This is a genomic window from Lysinibacillus sp. fkY74-1, assembly GCF_053165895.1.
Genome location: NZ_CP170173.1, coordinates 1,972,988 through 1,992,483 on the forward strand (window position 1 = coordinate 1,972,988; position 19,496 = coordinate 1,992,483).

The window sequence follows — 19,496 nt, forward strand, 5'->3', positions numbered from 1 at the left end:
TAATGAAAGCAAGAATTTTAGTAAAAGTCAAAATTCTATAGTTGAAAATCTGAAAAATCAAAAAGGTGAGGGAAGTTTATGGAGAAAATCAATACACAATCAGCAGATGTAATCACACAATTAACAAAAATGGCAGAAATGAAGAATGCAAGCATTGAGCAATTAATACCGTTTTATTGTCAGGAAAGACTTCTCAACCGTTTATCAACATCATCCTATTATGATCAATTTTACATAGAAGGGGATTTTTTATTCTTTACATTGGCTGAAGGAGTAGGGATGCCACCAAATGAACTAACGCTTACAGCCCAACAAAGCGCTTATCAAAACGACTTAGTTCAACAGGCATTTGCAGAAATTTGTTCGATTAAGATACCAGAGGACGGTGTTCAATTTTTCGAAAATGACATAGAAAGTATCATAATGGATACGAGTATTCACTTGAAAATACCAGCTACATTGGGCTCTATCACTACATACATAGAAGTAAAAATAACCTTTATAGAAAATCGAGTCGCACCACAGATCATTACTTCCCCATCAGTGCTAGACATGAAGCCAGCGGAGCTCTATACATATCCAATTGAATATTTAGTTGCCCAAGCCCTGCTTGACATTTACCAATATCCAGCTGTGACCTCAAAGGTCGTATTGGATATAGAGAGGGTACTACAAACACAACACATAGAAGGTCGTAAATTACAGGCTTATCTTGAAGAAATGCTTGATCAACATCGTCTGACATTAGAGGTAACACCTATACTAGAAAAAGGAATCGTTAAGCAATTTTTCGATCCCATATATGAAGCCATGGTGGCAGATGGAGAGTTTTTTAAACAATGGAATAGTAAGGAGCAAGCTTGGCAATAAAAATACTACCCTTGCGAATAATAATGAGCTGCACCCCAATTGTTAGATATGAGCTACTGAGGTAATGCAAAAAATCATTTCCAACGGTATCGCAATAGGGGATAATAAAGGTGATTTTTAAAGACTTCAACCACAACCCGTGCAGAATTGGCGATAATAATGAATTGTCTCCTTAACAAGCTAGGGTATATATAAACAAGCCGTTGGAGCATAATATAGCAGTTATCAGTTATAGTAAGACCCTGAACATACGTAAATATGGTTTTATAAGAGCATCATTCCTGAAAAGGATGATGCTCTTTATTTTTAATTTAGAATAGGAATTGGAGCAGATCGAGTCGAATAGAAAGCTCTTTATTCTTTATCAAATTACCAATGTGAGCTGATTGATGGTGTTAAATTACATTTCTTGAAACTCATTTCATTAAGATTCGTTCTATAAAATGGTACTAAAAAAAGGATAAAGAATATATTTTTGGAATCTAATCTAATATATTATTCCTGCTAAATAATACACGAGGTGAGTGTGGTGGCATTTGATAATAGAAAAACGACGTTCATTTATATGGTAAGGCACGGTGAATCTCCGTATGTTGGAAATGAACGGACAAGAGGGTTAACTGTGAAAGGACAATTAGGTGCTCAAAGTATAGCTGATGTGTTAAAGAGTGAAGGAATCGATATTATACTATCCAGTCCATATACTCGTTCAATATTAACTGTTGAGCCATTAGCTAAACAATTGAGTCAGGAAGTGATCGTTTGTGAAGAATTAAAAGAGAGAATTTTTTCTTCAGAAGAAAAGCGATTACCTGATAGTCAATTATTTCCGCTATTGGAGAAATCCTTCTTGGACCCCAATTTTGCAATAGAGGGTGGAGAATCGAATACCGATTGTCAAACAAGAGCTGTAAGAGCTTTAAAAGAGCTATTAATTACTTATGAGGGACAAAAAGTAGTAATAGGAACTCATGCATTAGTCATGACCTTGATGATGGGATACTTTCATGAAACGTACAATTTAGATTTTTTGCTACAAACAACCAAGCCGGATATATACAAAATGGAATTTAGGGGACAGCAATTGGTGGGTGTTAAGAGGCTAGGCATGTAGTAAGGACGGCTAATGCATGTGCTTAAAGTTTGGTTATAGAAATCATATGTTAATAGACCAGTTTAGATTGAGCAGTTGGTTTCCTGAACGCACAGGAAACCGACTTTTTTTGGCTTAATTTTATGTGCTAGATACATCTATCGTTGCCAATAGAAAACAACTATCATCGATAATTTTTTTATGATAAAAAATGTTCAAGCAGTTTTTCAATTTCTTCCAATGAATAAATAGAGAATTTTTTATTTTTATAGCTTATAGGGCCCTCATTTCTGTTCGTGTTCATTATGCCCTCCAATAGATTAATAGTTTAATTCAAAAATTTTTGGAGGTTACTGTGGTGACGCTACGAGGAAAGCTTTCCAAATCGCTCTTTAACGAAGTAGAAAGGTGAAAAATAATGTAAAATATTTGAAATAATTGCATGGATAATATATTCTAATATGGTAATCAATTACCAATTAATTGATTTCAAGGAGGTTATTTATGAAAATAACAGAAGGCTACGGCAAAGTGATGATAGATGATTTTGAATTTTATGGTGAAATGAAACAAGATAAATGTTCTAAATGCAAATGTAATTAATTATATTACGATGATTTTGATGCTTATTTTTGTCCTAAATGTAATAGTTGGACTGAATCAACATGTAGTGATCCTACTTGCAAGTATTGCTCTAGTCGACCAGAAACACCGTTAACTCGCATATAACGAAATTAAACTCGAGAACTTAACCAGCTTTCAATTTCTGTGATGGCGTGCTAACTTGGCCCTACAAGGAAGGCACACGGGTGGTGCTTTAATGAAAAGAGGATTTAACGTATACATAGATAAACTTAAAAACATTCCCAAATTAAAGTTTGGAGAGAAATCGAAATTCGAGAAATGCTGTTAAGCCAACATTTCATGGATTTTCCTTTGATTATTGTTTATACAGCTTTGATGTGTAAGTGTGTTTGCTGAATAAAAACCTGTATATTGACGCTTTAAAACTACATTTTCTATCGTTCCTATACTTCAATTATAGGGTCTTTAAGTGATAAACGATATTCAACAATCGGGAACATTTCTTTAATAAGGAATGTGAAGAATGTCCAACGTGCTGCTACGATCTTTACAATGAACTGAATTGTATTAAAAAGCAATTGTAAAAAAATGAAAAACCTTGCGCTTTCCATATAAGAGGGCACATGGTTTTTCATTTAGGTTTAATTCAACGATGAGTGGGTCCTGAGAAATAAAATTTTTAATTACTATATATTGGATTTCTTAAGCTTCATAAGGTAAATCTAGTGTTGTAATAATTGAGTCGTGACCAGTAACAATTAGCGTAGCTAGTAGAGCAAGAATTAATACTGTTTTTAATTTTTTCATTTGATATTCTCCTTTTAAGTATATTTAAAGGTAAAGAGGTGTTAGAAAATGAATATACAAGAGTTAGGAAATGTAATATATAATACTAGAAAAAACTTAAAGCTAACCCAAAAGCAGCTTAGTGATGGAATATGTACACAACCGACAATCAGTTTAATTGAGAAGGGTGAAATATTACCAAGCTTAGATACAATTTATTACTTATCTCTCCGTTTGAAAAAACCATTTTCTTATTTCCTCCATGTCTTGTTTATGAATAATTACAGTCAAGTCCACCAGCTGGTCATGTATTTCGAAGAATTGACAGCAAAACATAAATATGAGCAAATTTATGAAATTGCGGTAAAAGAAATCGCAGAACCCGTTGATCCATGGCTTAACCATTTCTTAAAATGGCAATTAAATTTGAGTTCTTATAAATTAAAGAAAATACGATTCAATGAAGTAATACGTAATTTAAAAGAGCTCCTATCAACAAAATACTCTGTGATATTAGATAAAGATTTTTTAAAGGAACGTATTTGTAATACTATTGCGTTTATCTATGCAACGAATAATGATTATAAATCCGCATTGGTTTACTATAATAAAATCAATTTAGAGCTACTTAATGAAACTTCACCAAAAATGAGCAGGGACGTTTATATATTAAGAGTTATTTATAATAAATCCAAAACTTTCTATGATATGAAGTCATATAAGGAAGCAATAGATTTACTACAAGAAGGGATTAAACGATCTGTCAAATTAGAAAATATGTCTTTTCTTGGTCACTATAATTATTATTTAGCAAAATGTTATGAACGTGTTGGAGAAAATAAGGATTTAATAAACACGCATTATAAGAATGCAGGATTCTTCTTTAAATTATTAAATAATTCTTTGTATTATCAAATTGTCTACCATGAGCAAAGGCACTTGTTCACATGATATGTATAAAAAATTGCTTCCCTATGAATCAGGTAAAAGGGGAGCTTTTTTTTATTTACCCACTCTTCATAATTCATATACCTCCTAGTGAAACATTCTTATATCCTATTCTTACCCATTTCTAAGGCTAAATGGGTAAATATAAGTATCTTTATATTTTTCACTTCAGATCGAAATGATTTTTTACAATATTTGTATTATTATGAGTACATCCTTAAACGCAAAGGGGGGAAATGATGATGAAAAAGCCATTATTGGTACGCAAATCAAAAATCTATGTTTATAATGGTTGATTTTTGAAGTTGCTGTAATCTGTAACTAGATACTTAATGTTATGGGTTACTGAGGGTGTTTATTTGCGTAAGTGAAAGTAATTATTTTAATAGTCTAGTTATTTGGTTGACAGGCTAAAAACATCAATAGACTAGAATTATATGACTCTGTCGTTATTTCATTAAAATTTAATTAGAAGGGTGTATGATATCATGGTTTTAAAGAAATTAGTACTTTCAGTTTCATGCGCAGTTATGACTTTCGGTTTAATAGGCACATCAACATCATTTGCCGCAGAGAAAAAGGATACTATTAGCTTAGAGGCGAGTCAAATTTCACAGTTTACACCAGAACAACAAAATATTGCAGATGAAGTGGTGACACAACTTCAAGCAATTAATGAAGTATTAATAGGGTTAGACACTGAGAAACAACAAGAAGATTTTTTAGGTGCACTATTTGACCCTAATTTTAGTACAGATCAATTAGATAGTAATATTGTATTAGCAGAAAATGCTAAAGAAGTAACGGTTTTAAATGACATGTTTGAAGAACTTGGATCTCCTGTTCATTTTTCAGCAGATGTCAAATCTGTTATAGTAGAGGAGAATGGTGATTTAGTTGCTATTAAAAAATCTGGGGAAAATGAAATTATGCCATTAGGTTTTTGGGGAGATCTTTGGGACGACATAAAGGTTATAGCTGGTAAAACTTGGGATATAGCTAAATGTGGAGCTGCCATTACAGCAGTATTTGTTCCAGGAGCGGCTGCCTATAAAGCAATTAAAGGATTAGGCGGAGTTAAAGCTACTGTTCAATTATTAGCTAAAGCATCAACTACTAGCGATTGGTTAGCAATTGGTGGAGGAGCGGCTGCTGAAATTTTAGGTATCGATGGAGTTCAAACCTATTGCTTTGAATAAGAGAGGTGTTTAAATGAAGAACCCTAGGACCTCGCAAAGTGGAATTTTTGATCCAATTAGTCATGGATTCATGTCATTATTAGTTTTTGGGATGCTATTTATTGCTTTAATGATTGCATTGAATGGACCTATTACTTTTGATACGCTTATTATGCCGGCTGCTTTTATTTACGTAGTAGTTCGAGTGATAGAATATGTGACAATAAAGAAGACTAATCATGTTCCGCGCTGGTTAGTACTGGGATCTTTTGGAGTGGCTGTTCTAACAGCTATTGGCATGACATACTGGATCATTTAAATACTTAGAATTTTTTTAAACATAAGGCACTGTTAAATTTTAATGTTGTTTTATCTGGTATAGATGAGCCCTTACAATCGATTTTTCCTTATTTTTAAAAATGCCTTTTTGTGGTATTAATATATATTTGAAACTAAATGGTTAAAGTAGTCGTATAAGGTATTATAGATTAGAGGAGGTCGGAAAAATGGATTATACTAAAATCTATAATAAAGAACTGATTGCCTTAGTAAAAGAGAAAATAAAGTCCGACGGTGAAATTAAAGCGGTGAAGTTTGTGAGAGAGCAAACCGATATGTCCTTAATACAGGCAAAAAAATTTGTGGATTTTTGTAAAGAATAGACATAAAATTAGAGTCACTAAACTGTGGCTCTAATTTTTATTAAAAGTATCTTCAATAGTCATTGAACTACTAAATAAAAAATACGACAGTGTCCACTACGATATGTTTCTGTCATTTTTTGTACCTTCATTGCTATGACTATCTACAAATAAAAACCGCTGTAAGTAAATGATTGAGGTATTTACAAACAACTCCTTTAAAACGATTTATCCAATGTTTTAAACGTGCATGTAGTCGGTTCACAAAGAAAAAGAGACTTTATTAAACAGAAAATTAGTCCAATTTTGATGCAGAAATCGATACTCATAAAGGCGATGGGTGGATGCACAGTTAATGCAGCCAAAAGTTAATACGCATTACTACATAAATTTACTTTGCGTTAATCTGCATTGTGCATTGTAAAGAAAAATGAAAAACCCCAAAAGCTGCATAGAACAGGCTTTTGAGGGCTTTGTAGGGTACATATTACAAAATAAAAAAATTAGTCCGTGAAACATTAAATAAATGACAAAAGTATTGATTTATCAACGTTTACACGGACTTTTATATTAATTAGCCCCACTGCTAGCCCCAGTTCCGTATTCCAAACTTCTACTGAAAACTTCCACTGCTTGTTCTTCTAACTCTTTCATTACATGGCCGTAAATTTCATAAATCATTGCTGGAGTATTTCCTAAGCGCTGAGCAATTGCTTTTACGTTCTGTCCGCTATTTAATAAAATTGTTGCATGGGTATGACGTAAACCATGAAAAGTAATTTTTGGTTCACCATCATTGTTTAATATACCAGCTTTTAAAATCGTATCTCTAAACAATTTATGAATGGCAGCACCATGCAATAGATTATTTGATTTATTAATAAATACAAATAACTGATTGTCAAATTGTTTGCCATGTTTCAATAAAATTTGTTTACACCATACTTGATATTTTTTTAATTGATCAATTACAAGATCATCAACCAAAATTCTTCGATAACTATTTTTAGTTTTAGGGGTACGTGTACCAATATCATCACGTGTCCGTTCAATTGTAATTATATTATTTTTGAAATCTATATTTTCCCACTGTAAGCCACAAATTTCGCCCTTGCGCATACCTGTGTAGACAGCTACCAATAAAAAAGTATAACTAGTAATGTCTTCATACTTTTTTGCTGTGTGGAGAAATATATTTAATTCTTCAATGGTTAAATAGTTGTAGGTTTCTTTTGTTAATTTAAATTCGTCTTTTATAACAACTTTTGTAAAACGGTTGCGAATAAGTAATTCTTCTTCGACAGCTGCATTAATAGCAATTTTAAAAATTGAATGAAATAAATAAACTGTACCAGGTTTAAATTTTTGCTCCAATATATCAATAAAAACCCTTTGATACGTTATACGATCTAACTTTTGTAGTTTATAGTGGCCAATTAGTGGCTTAAAATGGTTTTTTACCGCTAATTTACGTTGCTTCATCGTAGTAACTTTCCACTTGTTTTTATTCATTTCAAGCCAAGTATCTAGCCATTGCCCAACAGTTAAATTATCATATTCTATATGCTTTGTATCGCCTTGTAGTGTTGCAGCTTTTACTTCTAGTAGGGCTTTTAAAGCTGCTTTCTCTGTTTTAAAGCTGCTTTTTTTCTTTTCTTTTCTACTTCCAGCTGCATCATAAAATTTGTGACGATACATCCACAGTTTTTCGCCTTTGACATTGTAATAGTAGTATATTTCTGGTTCTTTTTTTGATTTAAATAACTTCATTCACTTCAGTCCTTTCCAGCTTGGCAGCGCGTAAGTCTGAAGAATATAAACGAAGTAATGTAGTAATTTTTTTCGATAACTACATAAATATTATAATAGTTGTTATAACACCTTTGCAAATTGAGGTTTTTGGATTTGTTTAAATTGTTTACAAAAAAAGCCTTCTAAAATGTAAAATATTTGTTTAAATGTTTGAATAAACTACGTCCATTCACTTATAATTTAATAGGCGAACGAATGTTTTTAACTTTGGGGAAATCAATATTGGTAATAAAAGTTAAAATTTGTTTCCACCTCCCAAGTTTTATAATAATATCTTAATTAAAACTAAGTGGATTAGTATGTTAAATGCTGACAAAGGTAAAGAAATGATGTTGGAAATATTAAAAAAATTAGAGGCGCTACCTTTATATTGTGAAGTGTGTGAGGAACTAACGGAGATCACAGAAAAAGATATAGAACAAGTTCAATTTAACTGGGTTTTAGAATGTCAAAAATGCAATTAACTTACATCTTTTTTAAGGTATTTCTTTTTTTGATTATTAAATAACTTTATTATTGTTAAATTTAAACTAACTAATATTTAAATATTACTTCTAAATCAATATTAAAACCACCTATCAAATTTATGATTGGGTGGTTATTTGATTTACAAGAAATTTTACCACAGCATTTTTAGTTAAGAGCTGTATTTAGGGATTCGCCTACATTGGCGAATCCCTTTATTTCTTATTCTTAGTTTTTAACTGGATTCTTTTCTTTCTGACTTTGGTAATGCTGATAATATTTTCCCCTTTTTCTCAGCTTCTAATTCCTTCCGATAATCTTCTAGTTCAGCTTCAATCTCAGCATCTATACCCTTATCTTCAATAGTAGCTGCCGTTTCATTAGAAGTCTTAAAAATCGCTTCAAGTTCATCCATCAATTTCTCACGTATTTCACGATCCAAATTCATATAGCTTCGCATGATTGCAATTTCTAAATCTGTGAGTTTGTTCTTTTTAGCTTGCTCATCTAGGGAAAATGTTTCTAATGTAATAAACATTTCCCCTTTACCAGTCCTTAACCAGTTTTCACTAATGTTAAATTCTCGAGAAATGTCTTTAATAATACGATCCGTTACAGTTTTAGTTTTTTTTCTTTCTATGTCTGATAAAGAACCTTGTTTTAATCCAATTTTTAAGGACATTTCACTTTGTTTAAGCTTGAGTACTTTTTCTCTTAGATATTTTATTCGCTCATGAATATCTAAATTACTATACAAAATCTTTCCTCCTTCCTATATAGATTATTCTCATCATATCAGCAAAAAATCGGATAGTCTATAAAATGAAATAGAAAAACATATTGATTAAATAGATTATCTATAATAATATATAGTTTATCCGATAATGATGAAAGGAGTTAGATAGTAGATGGATATTATTTTAAACATTAAAGATAAACCTTCATTTGAACGTATGGTGCATTTGTTGGGGACTTTAACAGAAGAACAACAACGTTCAATTGAAAATTACATCAAAGGTTATGAATCGGGTATTCAGGCTGGTATTTGTATTGGTAAAGCACAGAAAAATGAATTAAATGAAAATAAGATTTTAGTTTAGTGATATTGCAAGAAACATATTTGTAGTGGGTGTGGACTATGGGCATATCCTTAAATAATTACGTTGAAGAGAGGAGTCTAGAATATGCAACCAACAATCGTTGAACCACCATTTAATAAACAATCAGCTCAGAAGTATGTAAAAAAAAAGTTGGATGAAGCACTGCATGAAGCTTTGTGGGAGCTATGGTATATCGATGCAGATAAACTGTCTGCACTTACATGTATGTCAAAAAGATGGTTGGAGGATGAAATTTTTTGTGATGTACGGATGCGAGCGATTGAAGTTAGAAAAGTAAAAAAGCGTTGGTGGCCTGCAAAAGAGGCACGTGATGTAATGAAAGAAATTACAAGTGAATGGTAATAGTTGATGGGATTTTAAATTATAAGCTTGGCAGCGCGTAAGAATTGAAAATCATATTATTGCTATTTATTTGAACTTTCCAAGCGAAATATTAAAAAACGTGGGAGAGGTTCCTTTATTGCTTAGAGAAGAGGTATTTTCGATAGCAGGTTAGTAAAAGGAAACTGATGAAATGGTGTAACGAATGGAATAATTACAAAATTGTTTTAGAGGATAGGACATTAAATTTTTTAAAAATATCAAAAATTGATGATGGATAATGAGGGTCCTAGGAAAGTACAGAATGTACCCTATTATTGATGAGGACTATTAAATTTTAAAGGGAGGAATATTGATGCAAAGGTTAAACCAAATTAGATCATTTATCGATATGGTTTTACAGGTACAGCAAGACTTCGAGGAACATTTTAAGACCAATCAAGATGTCTATTTTTTCAACCTCAATCCGCGTTTTGTTAGAATACAACAGGATCTTCAGACGGAAGCTCTAAGAATAGGCATTATCAGTATTTCTAAAGATCAAAATAATAAAATTGGCAATGTTTTACTCACAAAAGAAGCTTTTTTGGCCATTACAACTAAAGACCAGCAACAGCCCTGGTTTAAAGAAACAACAAATGAAAATTGGCTAATTGAACACTATAAAGTCACTATCGATGGGATAGAAATGTGGAGCGTAGATAGTAGACAAAGAGAAACAGTTTAACTATAGAAAGGGGCATTAGTTTTGACTCTACAACAATTGCTGGAAGGTCATCAAGGAATTGTTTTCGTGAATGATAATAAAGCTTTTACAGATAGTCGGATTATTGCAAAGGTCTTTCAAAAAGGGCATGACAAGGTTTTACGCGATATACGAAACTTAAAATGTTCAGAAGCTTTTCGTCTCGCCAATATTGGCGAGGCGGATTATGTAAATGGACAAGGGCGAAAAATGCCTATGTATGTCTTAACATTTGATGGATTTGTTATTTTGGCTATGGGTTATACAGGCGAAAAGGCAATGCAATTCAAAGAACTTTACATAGCCGCATTTAATCATACACATCAATTACTAGCTAATCGACAAAATACTTTGCTCTTTAATGAACAACAAATTATTAGTAGTGCTGTAAAAGAGAGGATATCCAATCTATATCCAAATCTATCACCCCTTGCTAAGAGAAAATATTTTTCTGCTTTATATAAGGCACTGAAGGAACAATTTCAAGTGTTGTCCTATAAAGATATTCCAAGGAGCTCATTGGCTGAAGCATTGGCAATTATTAATAATTGGGACCCGCCAAAATTGGGGAGTCCCCAAAAAATTAAAGAGATTCAGGATATTGAATATACCGAATAAAAGGGGGTTGTCCAATGAAGAATGGTAAAAAATTAACAGTCTCGCAACGTCAGCATCTTCAATCATTGGGGTTAGATCCGAATGATTGGCTACTTAGCAAAAAAACAAATGTTGAATGGGTAATTGTCGAACGTAGTTCTGGTAGAGCACAGGTTATTCCTGCGCCTTAACAATGGGAAGGTGTGAGGAATTGTTAGATGTAGTGTGTTTTCTCATAATTTTAATCTGTTGTTTTTATTTATATTTAATTTAAAAAGTTAGGAGAGTTAAATATGCCAGAATCAAAAAAAGGTACGCTCGTTTCATTAGTGACAATGACATTTTCAGATGGAATGGTCCATAGGGTGGGTTTTGTCGTTTCCAAACGTAGAAGACATGGGGATTTGACAAAAGTTGTACAGCAAACAGCTGCTATTAAGAACAGTAGTTTATCAAGGTATGGACAATCCTTATTTGATGCATGTTTTAAAGGTTGGTAGTGTCCTAGATACAACATAAGAGTGTGGAAATATAAAGCAAAATCTTTAGTATTTCAATTACTTCTATTTTTCACAAGGAGGGTTGTAACTGTTGAAATGGCTAATCGAGAAAATAGAGAAGAGTTAATTAAATGGGTACTTGATAAATGTTTTCAAAAGTATTTTGAAATGGCGTTACAAGCTAATGCTAGCCATTTACCTAGCATGACTAGTCGTTGGAGCGATACACCGGCTCATTCTGGCGGTCTTCATAGCTCTACGGAATCTACAGCAATCAAAAGAGCTTCAGCAGCTGAATGGGTAGAAGCATTTCATTCAAATTTAGAATGTCTGCCAGAGTTACATCGGAAGTTGATTCAGCTTAAATACTTATCAAAAAGTTCTGATGGTAAATATTTAAGTGACGACTTAGTTTACACAGAACTGAATTTAGGTCGCTCTGCCTATTATCTTTTAAAAAAAGATGCACTTTATTGGTTAGGACTTCAACTTGCAGATGATACGGTTATCCAGAGTGAATAATGGAAAGTCAGTTATACAGGAGGAGTTACATGAAGGTAAAAGCAATGCTAATAGTCTTGGGATTATCCTCACTATTTTTCCTTAGTGGATGCGGAGAGAATGAAGAAAAAGTATCGGTAACGTTTCTTCAATTAGAGAAACAGAATGATCAAGCATATGCAATTTTTGCAGATGATACAAATAAGGTTTATTACAAAATGAAGATTAACAGATACGAATATGACCATTGGAACATTGAGGAAAATCCCCTTTTAGAGGATCTCGAGATACAAAAAATATCTGATGTTTTGGGTTTGATTTCTTGGTATGAAATTAAGTTCGATGATAAATGGCATATATTTTATGAATTTTGAAGAAGAGAATATGTAAAAGTGAGGTAGCTCAAATACTTCAGTAATGCAGTATCAAAAGGAGAGTAGCAATGTTTCAACGATTTTTTCGTAGTCCAATACCAGAAAATCCTATTATGACGTATCAATGGCTAGGTGATGAGAGAATCTACCACCCCTCAATAGCTGATGTAACGTACATAAAATCGTACTTAGAAAGGTCACAAAAAATTGATCTTATTACTCGTAGTGAGTAACACTTTATGACATAAAAGCAAAGGGGAAAACAAATGAACTCAGTAGATGAAAACGGACAGCTACTTTTTGTGGATACTTTTGATAGAACTTCCAATGCCCTTGTCATTGGAAAAGTGGGGAAAGGTGCAGCCTTTCATTTGAGAAAAACGTTTTTTGACTCTTTAAATATTGTGCCAATTCCATTCAATCTTTATGTCAGTGGAGAAATGGGGACAGGCTATAGAGAATTACAACTATTTCTCCCTGCACCAAAGAATCAAAATAACCTGTTTCCTAGAGTATTAACCTTCCAAGAAGAAATGGTATCGATACTACAAAATCATCAAAAAAAATTACGACACAATCACTATTTAGCAGAAAGAGAACTTTATCAAAATATCTTTGGATTAATGTGGTGAGGTGACGTAATGACACATTTTGAAGCAATGGAAGCATTAGGACAAGTCACAATATACGATGTATTAGAAAAAGATGAAAAAGATCAACCAACATTTATTGTCGGTGACAAGGTATATGTTGCCACTACACCAGAAAGTGATTATGAGGCATATACGTATATAGAAGCTTACTGCCCAATTGTTTTAAAGAAGCCTGGGGAGATTGAGGAGATTTTACCTAAAAATCAGTATAGGGTCAACTTTGCTGGACAGTTGCAAATTATGCGAGCGAATGAATTAACATTTTAAAAGATTAAAAGCTGAACAGGGGACATTAAATTATTTAGTGTTCCTCATTGGGTTTTTAAATATAAAAAGGGGGTTCTAATGAAGTTGAGCGAATCTATCAAAACAAAAATTCAAAAGTTACTCACTTTAGCAAAAGATGCTACGGATGAAGAGTCACAAACGGTTATGTTACACGCAAGAAGGCTTATGTTGAAACACAATATTCAGGAATCAGAACTTGTTTCTAATTATGTAAATGATAAAACAGTGGTTAATGAAAGAGTATATAGAAATAAATTAATTTGGTGGCATAGAAGATTGGCACAAATTATTGGCCGTCACTTTAGATGCAGCTACTACCGAAATACAATAGATTCTTATCAAGCAGAGATTCGTTTTGTTGGTTTAGAAGAAGATGTACAGATTGCTGTAATGATTTACAACTTTGCTAGGGCATCTATTCATTACCATTCTAAAGCTTTTTTACTAAGACCAGAAATCAAAAGAAAATGGAAAAGAAAACATCAATTCAAAAATGATTATATTGAGGGCTACCTTGCAGGATTAAATCGGAAATTTTTAGAACAAAACAAATCAGAATCATTGGAGCTTATAGTCGTCCAAGATCCATTAGTAATTCAATATAATAATTCGCTTTCTTTAACTTCTCTTGATCTACCTTCACCAAAGAAAGCTGGTGATGATGTAGCTTGGCGGAACGGATACAACGATGGGAAAAAGTTTGAAAGTGGACGAGAAATGATTGAATAAAAAAATTGAATTCAGGAGGGGAAACGTTGAAATGGCGCACTAAAAGGTGGCTATACCAATACAATAGTCGTTTGGGAGAGTTAGGTCCAATCGTAATAATACCAGTTTGTTTTCACTTATTCTTCCTTATAGGTGGGGTGGGTACTTTATTTTTAATCTTAATAGCAGTGATAAAAGGTGAAGCACCTATCAGTATCAGTAATTATGTAATGGGTTTATTTATTCTTAATGTATCACTTTTATTTATAGGTGTTGTATTTCCCTATAGATTGGAACTTATAGCTAAACATCATTCTTTTAAAAAAATACCAGTACTTAAAAATTTAAATACAATTAAAGAGTTTTTAGAAAACAGACATTTCATTTTGAGATTCATTTTGAGAGAACAAGATCTAGAAAAAATAGAGGGTTCTTTTCTAGAGGAACATAATTATCCAATTACAGAAAAGACCGTTAAGCATTACGAAATAGAAATTGAGCATATCTGTGAAATCATCAAAAATAAAAAACAAGTTGAATTAGCAATGGTGGAACATGCAGCTTTAAGAGCAAAAGAAATAGCAAAGTAAATAGCTGAGAGCATAGAAAGGGATGAAGATGCCCATATCCATGCCATTAAAACAAGAGAAGCAGAAATTGCTCGGGAATGGACTGAAGTTTATTTAAAAGATTAAAAGTTTAACAGGGGACATTAGTTTGAAAGTGGACGGGAAATGATTGAATAAAACAATTGCAATAATGTCACAAGGAGGGGGAAACAATGAAATGTCGCACTAAAAAGCTTGGTGAAGGGGGAAGGAATCATGGACTTAATATTATTGCTGTTGCTGTTTTTCCCATTGATACCATTAGGTTTATTTTTAATTAGTATATCTGACTTTGCAGTATTAGATTTTTTCGAACGGTTACATATAACCTTCAAAAATAAACGATGTAAGTTATTTAAGGACTATAACTATTTATTAAAAGTTTTCGAAAGTACAGATAGATCTCTTAATGAGGATGTTAATGATTTTAAAACAATTGTAAGAGAATCTGGACTTGAAACTAATTATAAAACACTATTCCTGAAAGATGTTTTTGATAAATATGGTCCTGAGTTAGAAAAGTCAAAGCATCAATTAGAGTATATGCAATCTGGAGATAAAAGGAGTATTAATAAAACAGTAATATTGGAGAGTGAAAAAATTATACGTGAGAATGTTGAAAAGATTTTCTATCAAATGATATTAGATTTCGAGAATTATCAACAAGAGATTGCTAATAAAGTCAAAAATGAAGCAAACAATTTACTTAATGAATTTTAGTGAATAGGTAGAAAAAGGTGAATGAATTGGTCCAATTATGAGGATTAAAAGCTGAACAAGGAACATTAAGTTATTTAGTGTTCCTCATTGGGTTTTTAAATATAAAAGGAGGTTCTAATGATGTTAAGTGAAGATACATTAAAAAAATTAGGGTTCATAGCAGCATATGAGTTTTTATTTGGTACAGATGAATATATGGTGGCTGAATCTGTTACAGATGCTGTTGGGGAATATTCTGAGTGGCAAGAATTTAAAGAAGAAAACGACAAAAAAATAGAAACATACAAACAAATTTTTATCAATTCTTTTAACAAAGTGGCCACTATTGATCTTTCCTCTGCCACTACATCCTATTATAACCCTTTAGAATGTTCAAAAGGAGGAATACTGATGAATACAGAATTTGCTTATAAAGTATCACCAGCAGCCAAATTAGCTCATGATGCAGAGGGGAATGCTGCACCTGCATTTGTGAAAATCAAGATAGGCGTTTCTGAAGAATATGCAACGACAAAATATAATGAAGCACAACTTAGACTAATACCTTTTGTAGCTAAACAAGCAATGACATCTGAATGTCATATACAACCTATCTCGATAGAGGTATATGAGGCGGAACATAAAGAAGAATAACAGCACAATAGAAAGATATTGTTCGGAAAGGAGGTCTCAAATGCAATTTGAAATGGGTTATTACGTTAATACAAATGGTGAAATATTCTATTTTCACTGTTTAGCAATTGACACTGAGACACATCAAGAGCGAGTTGTTTATATGGATTCTAACAGGGTAAATCGGATTGAAAATAAGTCAGTATGGTCAGAGCAGTTTAAACGCTGTGAAAGTCAATTAAATGCTTGCCAACAATTTCAACGCAACAAAACATTTCATGAATAGATAATCGAAAGATATTGTTCAACAAATACATATAAACAATTGGAGGTAACAAGTATGAAAACAATTGATAAACAAGCAATCTTAAATGTTCTAAACGGTTTAAAGGTAATCGAACAAAACGGTGGAGAAGATGCTTATATTCTTGTTGAAAATAATGCAGCTAATCATGAAAAGTTAAATGCTGTAGGTGTACCAAGTGAAGCAATTAATAAATATGGCGATGATGAAACATTTTGTATTTTAGCATTAGCATTTAGCGAGGGCTATGCCAACGAGTTAGAGTATAGCAAGTTAGTTCTTAGACCAGATAAGTTCGCTGTATATGAGTCTACTTTTAACGAATTCAGCTTACATGATACTTATAAAAGTGCTTTAGACGAGTATGAGGCAACTAAGGAATCGATCATGGAAGAGAGCTTGTCTGGAGATGAACAGGTATATGTTTTAGAAGTTAAAAAGGTAGCTTGCATTGTTGATGATAAGGATAGAGAAGATGATCCAGCAGAAAAAGGTTTTGACGGATGGTGCAAGTGGGAAGAAACTGATTTCGATAAATAAAGATTACTGCACAATCTGAGGATATTATTCATTTGAAAAGGAGAATGAAAATGGGAATGTATACAGGATTAAGAATGAAGGTAACGGTTAAAGATGAGTACCGACAAATGATTAAGGAAATTAATGAAGGAGCAGATTGGAGCGATTTTGAAGAACAATTTCCGTTTTTAACATCCTATGCGAAACAGGATAGAGCCGAATTTATTCCAAGAGGTGGAGTATGCTATATGCCATCAAGATGGGAAACTGGTGAATACCCTAACCAAGTTGCTACAGATGGGTTTGAAAGAAATATTGATATAGAAACTGGTTATTGGACATTTCAATGTAGTTTAAAAAATTATGAGGGTGAAATTGAACAATTCTTTAAAGAAGTTTTACCCAAAATTATTAGTGAAGCTGAACATATTGAATATCGATATGAAGAATGGGGATCAAGCGTTTTGTATGAATTAATCAGTGGTGAGGTTAAAAGAATTAAAAAGTAATAGTAATTTTGATGATTACTGAATATTTGAAAGATGTTGTTCAGTAACCATTCTGGTGAGTAATGGGAAGGAGGGAATTAAGTGGGGGCTACTACAGTGGTACTTTCAATTTCTGCGTTGATATTTACCTTATGGGTTGTATTCTTCGGAGATATTACTAATTTCGAAAAAGTTAAGCAGTTATCATACAACTGGATTGCATTCGTTGTTTTAGTTTTAATGTTTTTTGGAGGTTTTTTCTATGCCTTAAAAAGAAAATAATTAAATGTGCTTTATCTACTGAACAATTTGAGTATATTATTCCAGAACAGATAGGGGAATCAAAGTGTCCTATAAAGAATCATCACATAAAAGTAAAGAACGTAGAGATAGACTTTCTAAATATATAATTATAATACTTTTTATACCTTTAGTAGTCTATATGGTTTTCTTGCTATTCGAGTATGATTACTTAAAAAATGAGCCTTTTATCGAGAAAGACTTAGTATATATAGAGAAATATAGCCAATATGGACGCCTGTACTTAATGTTCGAAAGTATTGAGGACGAGAAATACTACGGCATTAAGGTAAGTGGATGGGATTATGACCATGTCAACTTAAATAGCAATGAAAATTTAAAATTGCAAACTAAAGGGCATGGAAATTTTAAGGAAGTTCTGTTTATGGATGAATGGACTAAACTACGTGAGATTAATAATTATGCAAAAACAAAATAACCATACTTAAATGACTAAGAACAACGGAAGGAGGAGCAGGAAGATGAATGTAAAAGTAGTTGATGGTATTCAATTTTTTGACAAAGAATTAGAGTGTTTAAACAAGTACGAGTTTGAATATGTGCATGATCCGAAGAAAAAAATGACTGCTTCTTCTTTAGTTACATACTTATTACTACGCTCACTTTGTGATGAAGTGGGCCTTATTTTGGAGCAAGATTTAAATTTAAAGGAAGAATGCGAAAAACGTAATCTTCCCTATAGTTCGATACATAATGGTTATCATCGTCTTTTTGACATTGGTTTAATAAACATTGACCGAATAAATGGTCGTACATATATTCAACTTCCAATAGTGGCTGCTTATGTGCCTACTGCAAAAGATCCTAAGATACCTGGTTACTTCTATGTACCAAAAGTTATTTTTAGTAGCAACTTTTTAAGAGGGTTCATTAAAGCGCGTGATGTACGCGGTTTATTAGGGTTACTTGACCTTATAAATGGTCTTTATAGGGAGTATTCGCGTAAGCGTAGTACATGGTTAAAACGCAAGAAAACCACGTTGTTTAAAAAATTCCAGCAGTCTAAGAAGGTATTTAACAAATGGCTGCAACGTGTACTCTATGGCCAGAATAGTTTGATTCAAGTTAAACAGGAAGTAGATGGTTTGTATGAATTGAAATTTACAGAAGCAGCTTTCAGAGAAAGAAAGCAAGATCCGGAATTTGACCAATTCCAGGCATCAGCTCACAATACATTGTCATCTCTATTGAGATCAAGTAGTGTACGTTATACAAAAGATGAATTACAAGACATCCAGTTTGCTTGCAAGCAAGAAGTCATTACGCCAATGTATTATGCTGTTGAGGCGAATGAAAAAGCTATGTCCACGGTGAAAGCTGTCATGGCAGATATTTTAAGCGTTAGTGTACGAGAGCTTGAACGCCAAACTAGCAATGTTAAAGTGCTTGGGGCATTTTTCCGTAAAACTTTAAGGCTTCAGACAAAACGTATTTTGCAAGAAGAGCAGCCATTACGCTATCTCATTGCTAGTTCATACAAAGACGCAACTTGGGATGTTCCTGAGCAGTTTCAATAAGTGCCTTTTCTGAAAAAATCATTCAGAAAGGGCTATTTGTCATGAAGAAATACATGCACATGTACAATGTCCAGCTAAAATAATTTAAAAAATAGAATAATTTGTTGGCAGCACCAGGAAAAAGTTTGGGTGCTGTCTTTTTTATGGATTTTTAATCTAATTCAAGCTGTGGAATAGTGGGATTTTAAAAACTAAATACATTTAATTCTGTGGATGATTTT

Annotated in this window: 30 protein-coding genes and 1 pseudogene; 28 read left to right on the top strand and 3 right to left on the bottom strand. The window is 32.7% G+C overall.

Annotated elements, in window-relative coordinates; genetic code table 11:
* Positions 1-78 precede the first annotated feature (78 nt).
* From ACE1MS_RS09535 to ACE1MS_RS09560, 6 genes are all read left to right on the top strand, one after another.
* Positions 79-870 carry a nucleotidyl transferase AbiEii/AbiGii toxin family protein gene (locus ACE1MS_RS09535; RefSeq protein ID WP_447402866.1) on the top strand — a complete coding sequence of 264 codons (792 nt, stop codon included), beginning with the start codon at positions 79-81 and terminating at the stop codon, positions 868-870.
* Positions 871-1,435: 565 nt separating this feature from the next.
* Complete coding sequence (locus tag ACE1MS_RS09540; RefSeq protein WP_197224378.1) at positions 1,436-1,984, top strand: histidine phosphatase family protein; 549 nt, start codon at positions 1,436-1,438, stop codon at positions 1,982-1,984.
* A 1,419-nt stretch (positions 1,985-3,403) separates the two neighbouring features.
* Complete coding sequence (locus tag ACE1MS_RS09545; protein WP_207974148.1) at positions 3,404-4,285, top strand: helix-turn-helix domain-containing protein; 882 nt, start codon at positions 3,404-3,406, stop codon at positions 4,283-4,285.
* 485 nt (positions 4,286-4,770) lie between these two features.
* Positions 4,771-5,481: a hypothetical protein gene (locus ACE1MS_RS09550; protein ID WP_036161455.1), complete on the top strand. Its 711-nt coding sequence runs from the start codon at positions 4,771-4,773 to the stop codon at positions 5,479-5,481.
* A 13-nt stretch (positions 5,482-5,494) separates the two neighbouring features.
* Complete coding sequence (locus ACE1MS_RS09555) at positions 5,495-5,779, top strand: hypothetical protein (protein ID WP_036161459.1); 285 nt, start codon at positions 5,495-5,497, stop codon at positions 5,777-5,779.
* Between the two features lie 187 nt (positions 5,780-5,966).
* Entirely contained in the window at positions 5,967-6,122 is a 156-nt protein-coding gene (locus tag ACE1MS_RS09560; RefSeq protein WP_012294197.1) for a hypothetical protein, read from the top strand.
* Positions 6,123-6,233: 111 nt separating this feature from the next.
* Here the strand turns inward: ACE1MS_RS09560 and ACE1MS_RS09565 are convergent.
* A pseudogene (locus ACE1MS_RS09565) lies at positions 6,234-6,366 on the bottom strand (IS1595 family transposase); the annotation flags it as partial.
* A 305-nt stretch (positions 6,367-6,671) separates the two neighbouring features.
* The gene (locus ACE1MS_RS09570) at positions 6,672-7,871 is read right to left on the bottom strand and encodes a tyrosine-type recombinase/integrase (protein WP_447402867.1); all 1,200 of its coding nucleotides are present in this window, start codon (positions 7,869-7,871) and stop codon (positions 6,672-6,674) included.
* Positions 7,872-8,212: 341 nt separating this feature from the next.
* On the opposite strand from ACE1MS_RS09570, the gene ACE1MS_RS09575 reads away from it, so the two are divergent.
* Positions 8,213-8,377 carry a hypothetical protein gene (locus tag ACE1MS_RS09575; RefSeq protein WP_447402868.1) on the top strand — a complete coding sequence of 55 codons (165 nt, stop codon included), beginning with the start codon at positions 8,213-8,215 and terminating at the stop codon, positions 8,375-8,377.
* Positions 8,378-8,613: 236 nt separating this feature from the next.
* On the opposite strand, the gene ACE1MS_RS09580 is transcribed toward ACE1MS_RS09575, so the two are convergent.
* Positions 8,614-9,135 carry a helix-turn-helix domain-containing protein gene (locus tag ACE1MS_RS09580; RefSeq protein WP_447402869.1) on the bottom strand — a complete coding sequence of 174 codons (522 nt, stop codon included), beginning with the start codon at positions 9,133-9,135 and terminating at the stop codon, positions 8,614-8,616.
* Between the two features lie 151 nt (positions 9,136-9,286).
* On the opposite strand from ACE1MS_RS09580, the gene ACE1MS_RS09585 reads away from it, so the two are divergent.
* The 21 genes from ACE1MS_RS09585 (at position 9,287) to ACE1MS_RS09685 (ending at position 19,275) form a co-directional block, all read left to right on the top strand.
* The gene (locus ACE1MS_RS09585) at positions 9,287-9,478 is read left to right on the top strand and encodes a hypothetical protein (protein ID WP_447402870.1); all 192 of its coding nucleotides are present in this window, start codon (positions 9,287-9,289) and stop codon (positions 9,476-9,478) included.
* An 84-nt stretch (positions 9,479-9,562) separates the two neighbouring features.
* On the top strand, positions 9,563-9,841 hold the full coding sequence (locus ACE1MS_RS09590) for a hypothetical protein (RefSeq protein WP_447402871.1): 279 nt from the start codon (positions 9,563-9,565) through the stop codon (positions 9,839-9,841).
* Positions 9,842-10,175: 334 nt separating this feature from the next.
* The gene (locus ACE1MS_RS09595; RefSeq protein ID WP_036167994.1) at positions 10,176-10,547 is read left to right on the top strand and encodes a hypothetical protein; all 372 of its coding nucleotides are present in this window, start codon (positions 10,176-10,178) and stop codon (positions 10,545-10,547) included.
* A 21-nt stretch (positions 10,548-10,568) separates the two neighbouring features.
* Entirely contained in the window at positions 10,569-11,183 is a 615-nt protein-coding gene (locus ACE1MS_RS09600) for a Rha family transcriptional regulator (RefSeq protein WP_051889589.1), read from the top strand.
* A gap of 14 nt (positions 11,184-11,197) precedes the next feature.
* Positions 11,198-11,353, top strand: coding sequence for a DUF6906 family protein (locus ACE1MS_RS09605; protein WP_196243971.1), 156 nt, complete (start codon positions 11,198-11,200; stop codon positions 11,351-11,353).
* 102 nt (positions 11,354-11,455) lie between these two features.
* On the top strand, positions 11,456-11,662 hold the full coding sequence (locus ACE1MS_RS09610) for a hypothetical protein (RefSeq protein WP_031417561.1): 207 nt from the start codon (positions 11,456-11,458) through the stop codon (positions 11,660-11,662).
* 96 nt (positions 11,663-11,758) lie between these two features.
* Complete coding sequence (locus ACE1MS_RS09615) at positions 11,759-12,184, top strand: ArpU family phage packaging/lysis transcriptional regulator (protein ID WP_447402872.1); 426 nt, start codon at positions 11,759-11,761, stop codon at positions 12,182-12,184.
* 29 nt (positions 12,185-12,213) lie between these two features.
* A complete protein-coding gene (locus ACE1MS_RS09620) occupies positions 12,214-12,537 on the top strand; it encodes a hypothetical protein (RefSeq protein ID WP_447402873.1) in 324 nt (107 codons plus the stop codon).
* Positions 12,538-12,605: 68 nt separating this feature from the next.
* On the top strand, positions 12,606-12,770 hold the full coding sequence (locus ACE1MS_RS09625; RefSeq protein WP_447402874.1) for a hypothetical protein: 165 nt from the start codon (positions 12,606-12,608) through the stop codon (positions 12,768-12,770).
* Between the two features lie 33 nt (positions 12,771-12,803).
* Positions 12,804-13,169, top strand: coding sequence for a hypothetical protein (locus ACE1MS_RS09630; protein WP_447402875.1), 366 nt, complete (start codon positions 12,804-12,806; stop codon positions 13,167-13,169).
* A gap of 9 nt (positions 13,170-13,178) precedes the next feature.
* The gene (locus ACE1MS_RS09635) at positions 13,179-13,457 is read left to right on the top strand and encodes a hypothetical protein (protein WP_447402876.1); all 279 of its coding nucleotides are present in this window, start codon (positions 13,179-13,181) and stop codon (positions 13,455-13,457) included.
* A gap of 78 nt (positions 13,458-13,535) precedes the next feature.
* Positions 13,536-14,207 (top strand): DUF2786 domain-containing protein, encoded by a 672-nt coding sequence (locus ACE1MS_RS09640; RefSeq protein WP_447402877.1) that lies wholly within the window; start codon positions 13,536-13,538, stop codon positions 14,205-14,207.
* Between the two features lie 26 nt (positions 14,208-14,233).
* On the top strand, positions 14,234-14,776 hold the full coding sequence (locus ACE1MS_RS09645; protein WP_447402878.1) for a hypothetical protein: 543 nt from the start codon (positions 14,234-14,236) through the stop codon (positions 14,774-14,776).
* A 234-nt stretch (positions 14,777-15,010) separates the two neighbouring features.
* Positions 15,011-15,514, top strand: a complete 504-nt coding sequence (locus ACE1MS_RS09650; RefSeq protein ID WP_447402879.1) for a hypothetical protein — start codon at positions 15,011-15,013, stop codon at positions 15,512-15,514.
* Between the two features lie 120 nt (positions 15,515-15,634).
* Complete coding sequence (locus ACE1MS_RS09655; RefSeq protein WP_447402880.1) at positions 15,635-16,147, top strand: hypothetical protein; 513 nt, start codon at positions 15,635-15,637, stop codon at positions 16,145-16,147.
* Positions 16,148-16,187: 40 nt separating this feature from the next.
* Positions 16,188-16,412: a hypothetical protein gene (locus ACE1MS_RS09660; RefSeq protein WP_447402881.1), complete on the top strand. Its 225-nt coding sequence runs from the start codon at positions 16,188-16,190 to the stop codon at positions 16,410-16,412.
* 54 nt (positions 16,413-16,466) lie between these two features.
* A complete protein-coding gene (locus tag ACE1MS_RS09665; protein ID WP_447402882.1) occupies positions 16,467-16,970 on the top strand; it encodes a hypothetical protein in 504 nt (167 codons plus the stop codon).
* Between the two features lie 50 nt (positions 16,971-17,020).
* Positions 17,021-17,458: a hypothetical protein gene (locus tag ACE1MS_RS09670; protein ID WP_447402883.1), complete on the top strand. Its 438-nt coding sequence runs from the start codon at positions 17,021-17,023 to the stop codon at positions 17,456-17,458.
* A gap of 81 nt (positions 17,459-17,539) precedes the next feature.
* The gene (locus ACE1MS_RS09675) at positions 17,540-17,719 is read left to right on the top strand and encodes a hypothetical protein (RefSeq protein ID WP_447402884.1); all 180 of its coding nucleotides are present in this window, start codon (positions 17,540-17,542) and stop codon (positions 17,717-17,719) included.
* A 64-nt stretch (positions 17,720-17,783) separates the two neighbouring features.
* Positions 17,784-18,176 carry a hypothetical protein gene (locus ACE1MS_RS09680; RefSeq protein WP_447402885.1) on the top strand — a complete coding sequence of 131 codons (393 nt, stop codon included), beginning with the start codon at positions 17,784-17,786 and terminating at the stop codon, positions 18,174-18,176.
* 43 nt (positions 18,177-18,219) lie between these two features.
* Positions 18,220-19,275: a hypothetical protein gene (locus ACE1MS_RS09685; RefSeq protein ID WP_447402886.1), complete on the top strand. Its 1,056-nt coding sequence runs from the start codon at positions 18,220-18,222 to the stop codon at positions 19,273-19,275.
* The last annotated feature ends 221 nt before the right edge of the window (positions 19,276-19,496 follow it).